At 56.8% G+C, this 14,062-nt stretch carries 11 protein-coding genes; 5 read left to right on the forward strand and 6 right to left on the reverse strand.

Translation table 11 applies throughout. The annotated features are described in order from the left end of the window. Positions 1–550 precede the first annotated feature (550 nt). Positions 551–3,787 (forward strand): type 2 lanthipeptide synthetase LanM family protein, encoded by a 3,237-nt coding sequence (locus NDI56_RS16390; RefSeq protein ID WP_310920743.1) that lies wholly within the window; start codon positions 551–553, stop codon positions 3,785–3,787. Positions 3,788–4,244: 457 nt separating this feature from the next. On the opposite strand, the gene NDI56_RS21885 is transcribed toward NDI56_RS16390, so the two are convergent. Beyond that, positions 4,245–4,565 carry a DUF7521 family protein gene (locus NDI56_RS21885; protein ID WP_470303420.1) on the reverse strand — a complete coding sequence of 107 codons (321 nt, stop codon included), beginning with the start codon at positions 4,563–4,565 and terminating at the stop codon, positions 4,245–4,247. Beyond that, entirely contained in the window at positions 4,562–4,909 is a 348-nt protein-coding gene (locus NDI56_RS16395) for an ArsR/SmtB family transcription factor (RefSeq protein WP_310920744.1), read from the reverse strand. The genes NDI56_RS21885 and NDI56_RS16395 overlap by 4 nt, the downstream gene beginning before the upstream one ends. A gap of 148 nt (positions 4,910–5,057) precedes the next feature. Here NDI56_RS16395 and NDI56_RS16400 point away from each other — a divergent pair, with 148 nt between their 5' ends. Then, positions 5,058–5,417, forward strand: a complete 360-nt coding sequence (locus NDI56_RS16400) for a DUF4870 domain-containing protein (RefSeq protein ID WP_310920745.1) — start codon at positions 5,058–5,060, stop codon at positions 5,415–5,417. Positions 5,418–5,932: 515 nt separating this feature from the next. Next, entirely contained in the window at positions 5,933–7,189 is a 1,257-nt protein-coding gene (locus tag NDI56_RS16405) for an RNA-guided endonuclease InsQ/TnpB family protein (protein ID WP_310920746.1), read from the forward strand. A 225-nt stretch (positions 7,190–7,414) separates the two neighbouring features. Here the strand turns inward: NDI56_RS16405 and NDI56_RS16410 are convergent, their stop codons facing one another. From NDI56_RS16410 to NDI56_RS16420, 3 genes are all read right to left on the reverse strand, one after another. Then, on the reverse strand, positions 7,415–8,605 hold the full coding sequence (locus NDI56_RS16410; protein ID WP_310920747.1) for an outer membrane protein assembly factor BamB family protein: 1,191 nt from the start codon (positions 8,603–8,605) through the stop codon (positions 7,415–7,417). A 220-nt stretch (positions 8,606–8,825) separates the two neighbouring features. Next, entirely contained in the window at positions 8,826–9,902 is a 1,077-nt protein-coding gene (locus NDI56_RS16415; RefSeq protein ID WP_310920748.1) for a succinylglutamate desuccinylase/aspartoacylase family protein, read from the reverse strand. A 419-nt stretch (positions 9,903–10,321) separates the two neighbouring features. Continuing rightward, positions 10,322–11,188, reverse strand: a complete 867-nt coding sequence (locus NDI56_RS16420) for an SDR family NAD(P)-dependent oxidoreductase (protein ID WP_310921073.1) — start codon at positions 11,186–11,188, stop codon at positions 10,322–10,324. Positions 11,189–11,368: 180 nt separating this feature from the next. Between NDI56_RS16420 and NDI56_RS16425 the strand changes: the two genes are divergently transcribed. Beyond that, positions 11,369–12,772, forward strand: a complete 1,404-nt coding sequence (locus NDI56_RS16425) for a TIGR00366 family protein (protein WP_310920749.1) — start codon at positions 11,369–11,371, stop codon at positions 12,770–12,772. Positions 12,773–12,816: 44 nt separating this feature from the next. Next, positions 12,817–13,056, forward strand: a complete 240-nt coding sequence (locus tag NDI56_RS16430; RefSeq protein WP_310920750.1) for a hypothetical protein — start codon at positions 12,817–12,819, stop codon at positions 13,054–13,056. 4 nt (positions 13,057–13,060) lie between these two features. Here the strand turns inward: NDI56_RS16430 and NDI56_RS16435 are convergent, their stop codons facing one another. Then, on the reverse strand, positions 13,061–14,023 hold the full coding sequence (locus tag NDI56_RS16435) for a patatin-like phospholipase family protein (protein WP_310920751.1): 963 nt from the start codon (positions 14,021–14,023) through the stop codon (positions 13,061–13,063). Positions 14,024–14,062 lie beyond the last annotated feature (39 nt).

Genomic DNA, 14,062 nt, shown 5'->3' on the forward strand with positions numbered 1-14,062 from the left:
TTTTTTGTTCCGCTCGTTGCCACCGATGGTCGCTTGGAGAGTAACAGTTGACATCTCCGTGCTTAGATTAATGTCATAACTATATTAAACTATCGATTACATATTTCATTTACATAAAAAATAAGATATCACTTCTAGGTGACTACTACCAAGACGACAACAGTGCGATTGAGACGACCTCTATTCTGCGACCGTGGTCGTCGTGGTGACTGTCGTGGACGTAGTAGTTACCGTGGTCGGAGTTCCGAGCGACTTCTCCATACCATGATCGTCGACCTCGAAGTCAGCATCAAATCCACTTTTTACTTGGTCCATTTGATTGGTTTGTACCTGTTCCAGTCGGCTGGGTGAATTTAAGTGCATTGGGTAGCACCGATTGCTAAATTTATCCTATAGTTTTAAAAATTTTTCCCTTATCCATCTATAACAACGGTAGAAGGCCTGAAGACGGACAACTCATCTAATTCTGTCCGTGGCTATCAGGGGGTCTGTCTGACACCCGTAACTTATTTACAGTTGACCTGATTATTGAGCGACAGGCATTAGTTACATGCCAATTCAGGAAATATTTACTGAAAAGCAAAAGAGATGTATTGCAGGACAGGCGAGAACCCTCCAGGAACGACTGGAGAACCCCGACCGTTGCTCTGTAGGGGACCGAACTGACTCCGAAATCGATGAGCTCCTCGCTCAGTGGCGAGACGTCTTTCCGGACCAGCGAAGTTTCGAGTGCCGATTGCGGAGAGACGATCTGGAGATATCAGAGTGCCGTGACGCGATCGGGCGAGACGAACTCAAGCCGAGTGAACCGATTCCGGAGTGGATCGACCAGCTGGAGCGGGTCATCACCACGATACGTCGGGAATTTCCGGACGAGTACCACGAGATTGCGTCGGAGACACGTCCTGTCACTGAAGACAATTTAGTGTTTCGTGAACTCGCACATGGGGTGGCAGCAGCCGCCCGCAAGGGCCTTCGATCAGAACCAGTGACGGACCAACTGAGCGAGCAAGCTATCAACGAACTCAGCAGCTGGTTCGAGCAGCGTTTCTCGAGCCGCTTTTCGCGTATCCTCTATGTCGAGCTGAAGACTTTCGTCGCCGCAAACGACGAAGAACTCGCCTACGCCGATCCAGCCGAGTGCGACGAGCATCCGACCGAGTATTACGAGCGGTTCATCGAATCACTGTTCTCGGGTGGGTTTGCCGAGTTGTGCTTGGAATATCCGGTTTTTTCCAGACTACTCACGACCCAGATCAGGCAATGGCAGGAACATATCGGTGAGTTTAGCGCGAGACTCGAGCACGACCGGCCCCAGATAGCGTCTACGTTCGCGGACGGTGAAACGCTCGGTGATGTCCACAAAATCTCGGTGTTAGCAAACGATACTCACGGCGACGGCCGGGCCGTAATGGCTGTCGAGTTCTCGTCAGGTGAACGCATCGTATACAAACCAAGAAGTGTAGAAATCGGCCAGCGGTTCTATCGCACCATCGACCAACTGATGGAGCACGTTACGGTGCCATCGTTTGATTCGCCTCGGTATCTGAGCAGGGACGAATACGGATGGATGGAATGGATACCGAACGAGGAGTGTTCGACCGAACGCGAGGTTGCTCGCTATTACGAGCGTGCCGGCGCACTGTCGTGTCTTGCGTACTTCTTCGAGTTTACGGACTGCCACTACGAGAACCTCATCTCATCTGGGTCGCAACCGATGCTGGTTGACGCCGAGACCATTTTTCATCCGTACGTGGACTCGGACAGAATACCCCGTCCGACCGGTGTCCACGCGACGGTCACAGAGAACGCCCCCCTCAGTATGCTCTTGCCGTACGATATAGATGTTCCGGCGGTACCAGAAAAGTCGGACAGTATGGCCGCTGTAATGGCTGGCTTCGGTGTTTCTTCTGAGAAGGCGATCATCGAGGGTAGAACGTTTCCACGGCTGAAGGCAGTCAACACTGATGTCATGTCAGTTGAACCGACGCCTATCGAAATCGAACGAGAAGGGAACATCCCACAGTTAGATGATCGCGATCAGGTACCGACCGATTATATATCAGAACTTCTCGACGGGTTCGAAACCACTTACGAATCGATACTTCGGCTACGCGACGAAGGACGACTCTCCGATATTCTCGACCTCTCAGGTCGCTTCAGTGGCATAGAGAATCGGATCGTGTATCGGCCAACGATGGAGTATGTACAGTTGACCCGCTCGCTCAACGCTCGTGATTGCCTTCGTGACGGCGTCAGGTTCGGAATTGAGATGGAAGAGCTCGCCGTGCCGTTCTGTGACGACACGGTTGCAGAGCCCGTGCCATGGGACCTGTTCGCTGCCGAACGGAGCCGATTGAAGAAGCTCGACCCCCCTCGACTGACGTGTCAGCCGGATAGTGTCGGCGTTGGCGTCGACGGCGACGAAATCGGCATCGACGCGGAAGCGTCCGGGTTACAGCGAAGCCTCGACCGTATCGCCGACGCTGACCGTGAGGACCTCCGAGACCAACTCGAAATTATTCGCGGATGCTTCGGTATCAACACCCGTTCTCCGAGCTCCACGTCACCAGGAGAGCAGTCCCCGGTGCAGGTCACTCCCTCACAGTTGCGAGCGGAGGCGGAGTCGCTCTTTGATACGATCCAAGAGGCGGAAATCCCCTCACAACGCGGCCCGGCTTGGGTTTCAGTGTGCTCGCTCGACGAAACGAACCACCTCACGCTTCGGCCGGTCGACAGTACGTTACATCTCGGTAAGAGCGGCATCGCGCTACTCGCCGCTGCACTGTACCGAGTAACAGGCGAGGAACGGTATAGGGACAGAGCCCTCGAAATCGTTCAGCCCGTTCGAGAGCGTGTTCGAGAGACACGGCCAGACCCGATGTTCCTCAAACATGGCGGGACCAATGGACTCGGTTCAGTGCTCTATGGGCTGGGAGCAGTCGGTTCGTTGACCGACTGTCAACAGCTACTGGAGGACGCGAGCAATATCACGTCGCTACTTCAGGACCGGGAGTTACACGATCAGATGCACGACGTGGGGTCGGGAGCCGCGGGAACAATTCTTGGTCTGCTCGCACTTCACCGCCGATATCCTGACCCCGAAATTGTCCAAACAGCCGTTTCGTTTGGTGATACCTTGCTCGAATCGCGGGTCGAAACGGACAGCGGCAAGCAGGTCTGGCAGACAATCGACCAGTGTCCGCCGTTGACGGGCTTTCTCCACGGAAACTGCGGCATAGCATATGCCCTCAGCCGTCTCTGGGACGTAACCAACTCCAGTGCGTATCTGGAGGCGGCGCGAGAGGCGCTCGAATTCGAGGCCGAAATGTATTCTCAGACGGCGAACAACTGGCCGGACCGACGACCGTGGAGCGAACAACGCTACCCGGATCAGTGGTGTCACGGCAAAACGGGTGGTGGATTGGCCCGACTCGGCATCGAAGAACTGATCGAGGATGACATTGTCACGCGGGGAATCGACCGTTCGGTTACCGATTACGAGTCAGACCGATTGAGTGCTTGCGATCACGTCTGCTGTGGCAATGCCGGACGGATCGAGTTCCTCATCGAGTCGGAACAGCGACGGGACGGCCGGCCCGGATCCGCAGACGATCTCGTCACGCAGATGGTTGAACGGAAACAACAGACTGGAAGGTACCGAACGCGAGCAGACCTCGAATCACTTTCGACGCCGACGTTTCTTGACGGAAATGCCGGCATCGCGTACACTTTGCTTCGGTCGACAGCGCCGGAAAAATTGCCTTGTGTTCTGTTGTGGGAGTGATAGCTGAGGGGTGTTCGTTCTCGGTCAGCGATTCTAAACGCAGTGGATGGCGAAATCCCCAGTGTTGATATCCTCCCCGCCCTGAAGGGCGAGGATTCCAGCGGGGGACAGCGGGCCGGTCCCGCACCGATAGCAGTGGAGTGTCAGAAACCTCGTTTTCACTCCCGGATATAGCCTCCTCGCACGTCCCCGGTTGGCATAGACGTCGTCGACGGCTGCGGCAACACGGGTCCCGGAGATACCCAGTTACCCTGGCTCGTCGAGCGCCACCTCGGAAATGCTGAATAACTGCTCGTGCTTCTCGCAGCATTCTCGACCAACCTATCTAACGACCAGTACAGTAGGCTTATTCGCCACGTCGCACACCGAGAACCGGCAAGTGTCTGAATCGCTCAGGACAGGTTCTGTTTCAGACGATTGGACTCAAGCCATCAATGGCTGAAATCCAGTAGACAGTTTAAATTTTTTGCGAGATGCTTGAAGTACGTGGTGTCCAGAGGCCATATAATATCAGACATAGTCCGACAGTCTGATTGATAGCACTGATAGCATAGAGAGTAGCCTCCTCTGCTATTGGAAATACAAACCCCACCAACAGTGGAAATGGCGTCAAGAGTACCAAGACGAACCCAGCAGCAATAAACAACATCGGTCGTTGACCGTTCCGAAGATAGCCGCGCACGGCAAGGTACGCAGTACTGATTCCGAGTATAAGCGCTACAATGGAAAAGACCAACCCAACTACTGCAACTGGGTGCCATGAGCCAACGTCTATCATTGATCCCTCACTTGGTTTATGAACTCGCTGAAACGGTCGGCCATCTTTTCCCGTTTGCTGATAGTCACCTCAGCATTCTCCTCAGAAATGCCTATCACAATCTGAGTTGGAGCAGCGGTATACGTCTGAAAATGATGTCCATCTTCGTCATGCTCCATTTCTGTATCTAAAAGATCATAAGACGAGAGCTTGTCCGTCCGGCGATAGACTGACTGTGGAGAGATATCACACACCTCACTCAATTCTTCGGCTGACATCGGCCGTTTCATTGTTTCTTGGAGGATCTTTCTCGAGTGTTCGTCGCTTAAGAGTTTCAAGATGTCACTCAACTCCTCATCAGTCATCGTATCTATATATTCATGGGCGCGTTCTACCTGCCATTGTCATCCAGAGTTAGACTGGGGCGGATAATAAGTGGTAATTCACAGTCCCAAATCATGGAACTGTGCCTGGCCCTTCTTTTTGCATCGGGTAATAACATACAGTGTACCGATGACAGCGAACAGTACTGGAAGAAGGAATAGTCCCAATCAAAATACCACCATTGCAGCGTTGGTCCACGTTGCTGGCCTGTTCTTTGGTTTTGTTGCTATTGCCTTTGCTTATTTAGTTACCGATGACGAGTTTACAAAAGCAAATGCAGCTAATGCGTTAAATTGGCATGTTCCTGTCGCTTTGATAGCTGTACCAGTCGCTGTGATTGGTGTTGTCGTGAGTGAAACCGCCGGTGTAGCGATAGCGATGATAATAGCGATCGGAACAATCTGCTTTGCGTTAATAGCAAGTATGAAAGCGTATCGAGGCCGAGCGTGGAAGTACCCATTAGTTCCTAGTGTGATCAGTACGTCTTGAGCAGCAATTCTACAGTCTACCTTCCTCTGTTGAAATAATGCACTTCTATCCGGACCCACTGAGCAACTGGTTCGTCCCAACCGTTCTGAACTCAACTCTGTGAGAACTTTACGTTGACTCCGTATCTGCAGATTCGATTGCCGTGCGTGTGTCTCGCGCTAATTCGCATGGCAACTTTCTCCAAGAAAACAGGTCGTGCTTCTCGCAGCTGCAGGTGGCTTCAACCGGCTTAGCACCATTGGCCGGCAATCAGCTGCGGTCTCGGCCTCTTCAGATGGGATCTATCTCGTTGATTGCTTCGGTCGCGACTGGGCCCTCGTTATAAAGGAACAGCGATGCTGGTGTATCCCGCTGAGCGAGTAGCGATTCGATCAGAGATGCCCTTTCAACTGAAGCGGTAGCGTGGAGTCCCCTTCCTCAAGGAGCGACCGTAGGGAGCGAATAGGGAGGGGAGAGCGCGTTCGTATAGCTCGCAGAAACTAACCTATGAGTAGCCACAATACTACATTGAAACTGTGGCAGACGATTACGTACGCCGGACAGCAATCACCAGACTCTCTGTAGATGGTAAACAACGCGAGTTGCTTGAGGAACCCATCTCTGAGTGGAAGCGTGGTTGCCAGCTCGCCACGGACATGGCGTGGGGCAAGTGCAACGCCAAGAGCGACGTACAGCCCCTCGCCTACGACGACGTGCGTGAGCAAACCGACCTCGGGAGTCAGCACGCGATTCTCGCCACCCACCAAGCCGCACAAGCCATCACCGGCTGTATCGAACGGCGGGCCAACGGAAAGAAGGTCAGCAAGCCGACGTTCACCGCACCCACGGTGAAGTACGACACCCGGACGATGACGCTGTTCGATGACGACGCAGTTTCTCTCTCCACCACGGAGAGTCGCGTCCGGTGTTCGCTCGTCCTTCCCGATGCTGACGACGGCTACCAACGGCAGTACCTCAACGCTGACGAATGGAGCGTTACGGAAAGTACGCTCACCGCCCGTGACGGCGACTACTTCTTGCACATCGGCTTCCGACGACCGAAGACCGACACCGAACGGAACACCGCCGAGGACGGAACGGTTCTCGGGGTAGACCTTGGCATCGAAAACCTCGCCGTCACCAGCCCTGCCTTCTTTTTCAGCGGGCGAGAGTTGGCCCACAACCTCCGAGAGTTCGAGAAAGTACGCGGCGGACTCCAACAGACAGGCACTCGAAGCGCCCACCGAACGCTAGAACAGTCGAGTGGCCGCGAACTTCGGTACGTACGTGACGTACTCCACCGGGCGTCGAACGCCATCGTAGACGAAGCACTCCGATACGAGTGTGATGTGATCGCGTTCGAGGACTTGACGAACATCCGCGACCGCACGGGTGCGTCATGGGGCCACAAGTGGGCGTTCCGAACGCTGTACGAACAAGTAGAGTACAAAGCCGAAGCGGAAGGTATCTCGGTGCAGCAGGTGGGTTCGGCGTACACGTCGAAACGGTGCGCCGAGTGTGGCTTCACAGCCGGCGAGAATCGCCCGAATCGAACCGATTTCTGCTGTCAGGAGTGCGAGTCGGAAGCGAACGCTGACTACAACGCGGCCAAGAACATCGGTATGCGGTACGTCCGCCGAGGCCAACAGTCGTCTCGGCGGACGGGCAACAGTCAGCTTGCCCTGAAGTCCGGAACGGTGACGCCGAGTGGCGGATTTACCGCCCACCCGAACGGGTTCGAGGTCGAGGACACGGACAAGCCCAACCCTCAACGAGCGAAGTCGTCAGACTGAGCGAAGTAGGGTGGGGTAGTTGACTAGAAACATTACAACGAACGCGCTTACTGTAATCGGCAGGCCGGATTCTATCGAGGAGCCGCCCAAGACAACGAATCCGATGAGTGACCCGACTGCAACTGCGAGACCGTATACGATAGGACGACGAAACCTGCGCATAGTTCCGTGTCGTTTTCCTGCGTAGAAAGTGTTCTGTAGCGAGCGTGTAATTCCCGGAACGAGTCAGAGTTCTCCGAACGCATCGACCCATCCGTTCTCGTTAGGAACGTACAGTGCGTCGCCCGAGACGAGCGGTGCTCTGTAATACCCCTCTTCGGCGTGATGGGTCCACAGTATCGATCCGTCAGAGATGTTCCGTGCTTGGACCAGATCGTCACCGGCGACGTACGCGACGCCATCGGCAACGGCAGCCGAGCCCAGATCTCGATACCCTAGCGCTGCACACCAGCGATGTTCACCGGTCGCCCGGTCGAGGGCGTAGACGTTGCCACCGCCGCCTTCGGTCGTGGAGGAGGCCGCGATAATCGTATCGTCGGTCACGGCGGGCACCTCGAAGGACTCCGCTTCGCCGCCGAACTTCCAGTCGGTGGTGCCATCGGCCAGGCTCAACGCTAGAACATTACCCAGTACCCCGGCGTATACTGTCTCATCTGCGATACAGAGAGAACTGTAGACGTAGATGTTCCGCCGCGTCCACACCACTTCTCCGGTCTCTGTGTCGTAGGCCCGCAGTCCACTATCGGTGTCGGCCAGCACGATCCCGTTGGCGATGGGCCCATCGTCGTGAAGGCCGTCAAGACGCCATCGTCTACTCCCGCTGGCCAGGTCAATGGCCTGAATACTCCTGTTGCCGGTCGTGTACACGGATTCGTCGTCCCCGGCGATACTGAAGAAGTCGCCGCCAGACAGCCGAAACTGGCGCCGTGAGGTGTCCGGAGTGAGGGCGTGTAGTCCATCCTGACCGGTGACGATTAGCGTCCGGTTATCTGGTGGGCCGACCACGCCGACGTCTCTGGGCCGCCGGAGTTGGTCGTACTCCGCCATGATCTCTCCAGTCGCTGGGTCGGCGACGAGTACACGCCCGTCGTCGGATATCAGATACAGCCGTCCGTCGTCGATGGCAGCCTGGGGGCTAATCGAATCAGCTCGCCAGAACCGGCCGACGTTCGTCCGGGGGCCGCTCGCATCTGTGACACGGCGGTAATCACCGCTCTGGTTCTGGAGTGGCCAGCCGGCTCCCTCTGGCCGAGATTCCAGTGAACGATCGGTCACGTCTGTAACCGTCGATTCGAACTCGACAGCGTCGTCGCCACAGATATCGTCTGTCGCGTCGCACCCGGCCAGCCCCAGCGTTCCGGCGGCGATTGTCGTTCGGAGGAAGGTGCGACGGGTCGACGCGGTGGAGGGCGGCATAGAATCGATACAGTTTAGACTGAAAAATAGCTAGGGGGACAGAACAGTCCACTTGGTTTGTCTTTCTTCGGGGCGTACTGAACCAACTTCTCGGTATGCACATCTACCGACCGGTTGCTTCACACGAGAAAATATCTGAAGAATAGGAACTCAACAGAACCGTACTAACATATCTGTGACGCAGGTTCCCTAGACAGACGAGTTGACCATCGAGAGATGATTACGAGTCGTCAGGGCCGTTCTGGGACATCCATCGCTGACCGTAGGACCGGTACCCATCGAACTCCCCGTTCTTGATCTCCCGTTCGATTTCGTCGCGTGTCTCCGCACTAATACTGACGAGGTGACAGACTGGGTGGCCCGGCAACGCCACGGGATTCTCCAGTACCCCGACGATCAGTCCGGTAAAGGGCGCCTCGATACGGTGTTCTTCGGTCTTGAACTGGTCTGTGATGGTACAGATGGTCTCACCGTCGTGGACGAGCGGGCTGGGTCCCCACTCCATCTCGACGAGACCGCCCGTGTCCGCCCGGAGCCACCGTTTCTCTTCGCTCGCACCCATCACTTTCCGCCACAGGGGGTCTACTCGGGTCGCCTCCGGAACGATGTCGTAGGAAGCGAGGACACTCTCGACACCGTCGAGTGCCTTCTCGATGAGTGCCGGCTGGAATCGGTGTGCTTTCCCCATCTCGACAGTGATCGTCGGAATCCCGTCCTGTGAAGCGACCGCTCGGAGCGAGTCCGATTCGCCTTCACCTGACAGGATGACGTTGGTGCCAAAGGCATCGGCGAGGCGTTCGACGGCAGGGTTGTCTACGTCGGCACGAGCGTGATACATCGTGGTTCGGTTCCGGGTCGACGTGTGGAAGTCGATACCGAGGTCACACTGACTGATGAACCGTTCGTACACCTGGTTGGCGATTCGTCCAGCCGTATTGGATGACGATTTCCCCGGGAACGACCGGTTCAGGTCCTGGTCGTAGATGGGGAGATACCGCTGCTGGGCCTGGTAGCCGGGGACGTTCACCACGTGGAGTAGCACCAGTGTTCCGTGGAGGTCCTTCGGCGTGTACCGGTCGGCCACTTCCTGAAGGACCTTGACCCCGTTCAGTTCGTCGCCGTGGATAGCCGCAGTCATGAACAGGCGTGGACCGGGATTGTCCCCGTTGATGATTGTAATCGGTATCTCGACCGAGTCGCCGAGATACGTCTCGCTCACTTCGTAGCGAAACTGCCGCTTCTCACCGGGTTTGACCTCGCCGTCGTATTTGAAAGAACGGGCCTCGGTATCGGACATGGGTACGTCTTGGAGGATGATAGCTTAAGATTGAGTGTGACTTTGCTCTTCCTTCTCTCGGCGAGCTATAGTGACGGGCTACCGACAGCATTACAGAAGCCGTGGCGCGTCCACAGACTCTTCAGAGTTAGTTGCTATCATCCGACGGTGGCATTGCTGTGTCGTCGCGTCGTCGGATGCGGAGTCGGCGAGCGATAGCTACGGCAGCGACACCGACAATGGCGGTGAGGGTCGCCCCAACGACGAGCCGGCGCCCCGGTTGACCGGCAGCTGATGCAGTCTCTTCGTTGGTGTCAGTATCCGTCTTGGCGTGGGTAGTCGGTGGTAGTCGTTCCTTCGCTTTCTGCAGATACGGAGTGAAAACCACTGGCATACCCCTGACCAGACAGCCGATGCACTTAGCTCCCACACACTGCCGGTCAGTAGGTAAGGCTCATCCCACCTTCGTGAGTCATATCGCCGCCGTTGAGATGCCTGCTGTGATGAGAACAGCCCATGACGAACAGATTTGCCACCTCGTAGGGCTCCATCATCTCCTTGACGCGGGTGCGTTCGAGCATCACCTTCTCGACGACCTCGTCGACCGTCATCCCACGGCGGTCGGCGGTATCGGGAAGCTGTTTGGCAACCAGCGCGGTCTTGACGTAAGCGGTACTGACGGTGAAGGCTCGGACTTTGCCGTCGCCTTCAGCGGCGGTCGACTGTGTCAGCCCGCGTAATCCGAACTTCGTCGTGTTGTACGCAACTTTGTCCTTCGTCACGATATGGCCGTGAACCGAGCACATGTTACCGATAGCGCCACGGCCGTCGTCGTTGTCCCGCATGTGCGGGAGGCAGTGTTTGGTGAGCACCAGTGGCGCTCGCTGCATGATGTCGTGCATCAGGTCGTACTTCTCGATGGGGAATGATTCGATGGGAGCGACAGTCTGGATGCCGGCGTTGTTGATTAGGTAGCGGAGTGAGCCCTGTTCCGTAGCGGTTTCGACGATTCGCTCGAGGTCATCGTCGTCGGTCAGATTCGCGGTAACAGTGACGATCTCTCCAGGGAGTGATAGCTCCGTAGCCTCAGCCTGGACGGCATCGAGCCCGTCCTCGTCGCGGTCAGTTGCAACGACTGTGAGGCCGTTGGCGGCGAACGCCAGTGCCGTTGCACGGCCGATACCCGCGCCGCCACCCGTAACGATGACGACGTTTTCGTCGGTGAAGTTCGGGTCGTCTATCGTCAACAGGTCATCGCGTGTCAACTCACTGGGACCGTACTTTGCCATCGCCTCGTCGCCAGTCATGTCAGCCATACTCCGACCGTCGGGCCATACCGGGGAATAGTTACTGGGAACACTGTCCTGCGGCCGGGAAACTGCTTCGATGGCAGTCGAAACGCACAATGATCCCTGCTCCCTTCTCGCTGCCCTAAAACCAGTGGAGGGAGTCGGTGTCTTGATACGTAGTGATACTGTTTCACCTGCATGCTCGCTCTACTCCGACGGTTCGGAGAACTGTGTTCCGACCTCTCGGAGGAGTACATCCCCGACCCGTACGTTATTGCGATTCTGCTGACGTTCATCGCCTCGGCAGCGGCGCTGCTGACCGGCGCTGGGCCACAGGAGACGCTGGTCGCGTGGAACAGGGGTGTCTGGACGTTACTTCCCTTCATGGCCTCTATCGCCGTGTTGCTGATGGCCGGGGACGCCATCGCGAAGTCACCGAAGTTCACCAGCCAACTCGAAAAATTGGCGCGTCTCCCGAACTCCCAGTTTACAGCCGTCTGGTTCGTCGGGTTCGTGGCGATGGCCGCGGCGCTCGTTTCGTGGGCTATCGGCCTCATCGTTGGGGCGATTATGGCCAAGCGTGTCGCCTACGAGTGTCGAGAGAAGGGAATCGCAGTCCACTACCCCCTGTTGGCCGCGGCAGGATACACGAGTCTGATGATTTACCACGGTGGACTCACGTCGTCGGTGAGCCTGATGATGGCTGACTCGACGCTCGTTCCGACGGCGTGGGCACCGGAGTTCCGGCAGACGATTCCCCTCTCGGAGACCATCGGCTCGACGGCTAACATCGTTACGACAGGGACACTGCTTGCGATTATTCCTGTCGTGATGGGACTGCTTCATCCCAAGGATGGGATCACACAGCTACCCCGACCGGATTTCAAAGAGATAGACCAAATCGTCCACGCGACAGCCGAGAAGCCAGCAGCCGCAGTGACGGCCGACGGCGGTCGGGAACGGGTCGCCGACCGGCTGAACGATTCTCGGCTCATCGGCCTCTCTATCGCGCTCTTTCCCGCGTACTTCGTCATCAATGCGTGGGTTCTGACGCCGGGTGGTGTCTCCAACTTGACGCTTAACAGCATCAACGCGCTGTTCATCACTGTTGCAGTCCTCCTGTGGGTCCGACCGATGGCGTTAGTCGACCAGATGAAACAGAGCGTCAGCAATATCTCGGGGGTCATCTTCCAGTTTCCGTTCTATGCCGGTATCGCCGGTATCCTCACGGGGACGGGACTCGCGACGCTCATCGTCGAGTTCGTCGGTGCGTTCGCGACGCCGGCTACGTGGCCAGTCATCGGAGTGCTCGTCGCCGGTTTCGTCAACATCTTCATCCCCTCGGGTGGCGGGCAATGGGTCGCGATGGGGCCGATAATGCTCGAAATAACGGCTCAGATGGGAATGGAACCGCGCGACGCCTTGCTCATCGAGATGCTGGGTGACCAGTTGACGAACATGATACAGCCGTTCTGGGCGATTCCACTGTTGGCGATTGCAAACCTGCGAGCCCGTGACATCATCGGGTACACTACCGTGGCGATGCTGGTCGGGCTAATCGTGGTCTGTGGCTGGCTGACGGTGTTTCTGGTCGTCCTCTAATTCCGAGCGAACGGTTTTTGCCGCTGTTCGACGAGGGAGGAACTATGAGAAGATGGTTGTTTGTGGGCGCGGTCGTCATCGGCGTGGTGCTGCTCGGTGGGATAGCGAATTCGACCGCAGTGCACAGCGCCGGTGAGGCCGACTGTTCGGGCCTCGAATCGAACACGACGGTGCCCGAACACGGCGCTCACGAGAGTGATATGTACGCCGAAGAAAACGGCTCCTCCAGTGACTGTCCTATCGATGACGGGGCACAGATGGGCGGGGCCACCGTAGCTACCTGAGTAGCTACAGTGCTTCGAGGAACGTCTGTGCCTGCTTCTCGCCGTCGCTGACGAGCCGGTCGAGAAATTCGGGGTCGCGGTCGAGTTTCGTCCGCCAGTCGAGCTTCCGACTCTTCGGGAATCGGATTCGTCGAATCTCGGTGTGCGTGTACCGCTCGGGGAGATATCCCTTGTCGATGAAGTCGTTGATGCGCTCGATAAACCGTATCTCGGCGGTCATCGAGAGGTTTCCGGAGAGTTCGTTCCGACGGTTGTGGATTGCTTCCATGCTCCGTGGGACTTCCGCCCGTTCCTGTGGGTTGATTTTGACGAGCCAGATTTCGTCGGGGTCCGGATTGTCCGTGGCCTCCATGAAGTCCTTCAGCGGCGGATTCTTCGAGAACAGCCCGTCCCAGTAGTGTTTGCCGTCGATTTCGACCGCTTCGAACAGATGGGGTTCGGCGGCCGACGCGAGAATCGCGTCGCTGGAGAGGTCCTCCTCACGGAAGAGCTCGAAGGTGCCACCGCAGACGTCGATTGCACTGAGAAACAGACCGGGCTCAGTACCATCGAGCAGCTCCGGAACTGCGTCGAAATCGACGTACGATTCGAGGAGGTCACGGAACTCGTTTTTGCCCCACTTCGAACCCGGCGAGTCGGCTGGACTTATATCAGGGAACGGGACGCCGGCCCGCTGGAGTCCGATACTCCATCGGATGATATTGTTCACAGCCCGATGGAGCGGTGAGGAAGCCGAGAGGTCCTTCCAGAACCCAGTCAGTAGGTCTCCCGGATTCTTTTCGGGATGGATGTGGCCGTACCAGGCCAGTGTTGCACAGGCAGCGCCCCCAGACGTGCCACTAAAACCAACGATATTGTACTCCTCGGGGATATCTCGAAGGAGCTCTCGAAGGACACCTGCGGTGAAGGCAGTGTGACTACCGCCCCCCTGACAGGCGATAGCGACGTTTGTCTGGTCAGTGGGCATCTACAACGGGTCGTTAGCGAACGACATTAAGCAGTCCGT

Origin of the sequence: Halomicroarcula saliterrae (assembly GCF_031624395.1) — an archaeon.
GTDB lineage: Archaea > Halobacteriota > Halobacteria > Halobacteriales > Haloarculaceae > Haloarcula > Haloarcula saliterrae.

What these genes read in the sequence shown, in the direction of transcription:
- NDI56_RS16390 (WP_310920743.1), top strand. Translation starts at nt 551, where the DNA reads ATGCCAATTCAGGAAATATTTACTGAAAAGCAAAAGAGATGTATTGCA.
- NDI56_RS21885 (WP_470303420.1), bottom strand. Translation starts at nt 4,565, where the DNA reads ATGATAGACGTTGGCTCATGGCACCCAGTTGCAGTAGTTGGGTTGGTC.
- NDI56_RS16395 (WP_310920744.1), bottom strand. Translation starts at nt 4,909, where the DNA reads ATGACTGATGAGGAGTTGAGTGACATCTTGAAACTCTTAAGCGACGAA.
- NDI56_RS16400 (WP_310920745.1), top strand. Translation starts at nt 5,058, where the DNA reads ATGACAGCGAACAGTACTGGAAGAAGGAATAGTCCCAATCAAAATACC.
- NDI56_RS16410 (WP_310920747.1), bottom strand. Translation starts at nt 8,605, where the DNA reads ATGCCGCCCTCCACCGCGTCGACCCGTCGCACCTTCCTCCGAACGACA.
- NDI56_RS16415 (WP_310920748.1), bottom strand. Translation starts at nt 9,902, where the DNA reads ATGTCCGATACCGAGGCCCGTTCTTTCAAATACGACGGCGAGGTCAAA.
- NDI56_RS16420 (WP_310921073.1), bottom strand. Translation starts at nt 11,188, where the DNA reads ATGACTGGCGACGAGGCGATGGCAAAGTACGGTCCCAGTGAGTTGACA.
- NDI56_RS16425 (WP_310920749.1), top strand. Translation starts at nt 11,369, where the DNA reads ATGCTCGCTCTACTCCGACGGTTCGGAGAACTGTGTTCCGACCTCTCG.
- NDI56_RS16430 (WP_310920750.1), top strand. Translation starts at nt 12,817, where the DNA reads ATGAGAAGATGGTTGTTTGTGGGCGCGGTCGTCATCGGCGTGGTGCTG.
- NDI56_RS16435 (WP_310920751.1), bottom strand. Translation starts at nt 14,023, where the DNA reads ATGCCCACTGACCAGACAAACGTCGCTATCGCCTGTCAGGGGGGCGGT.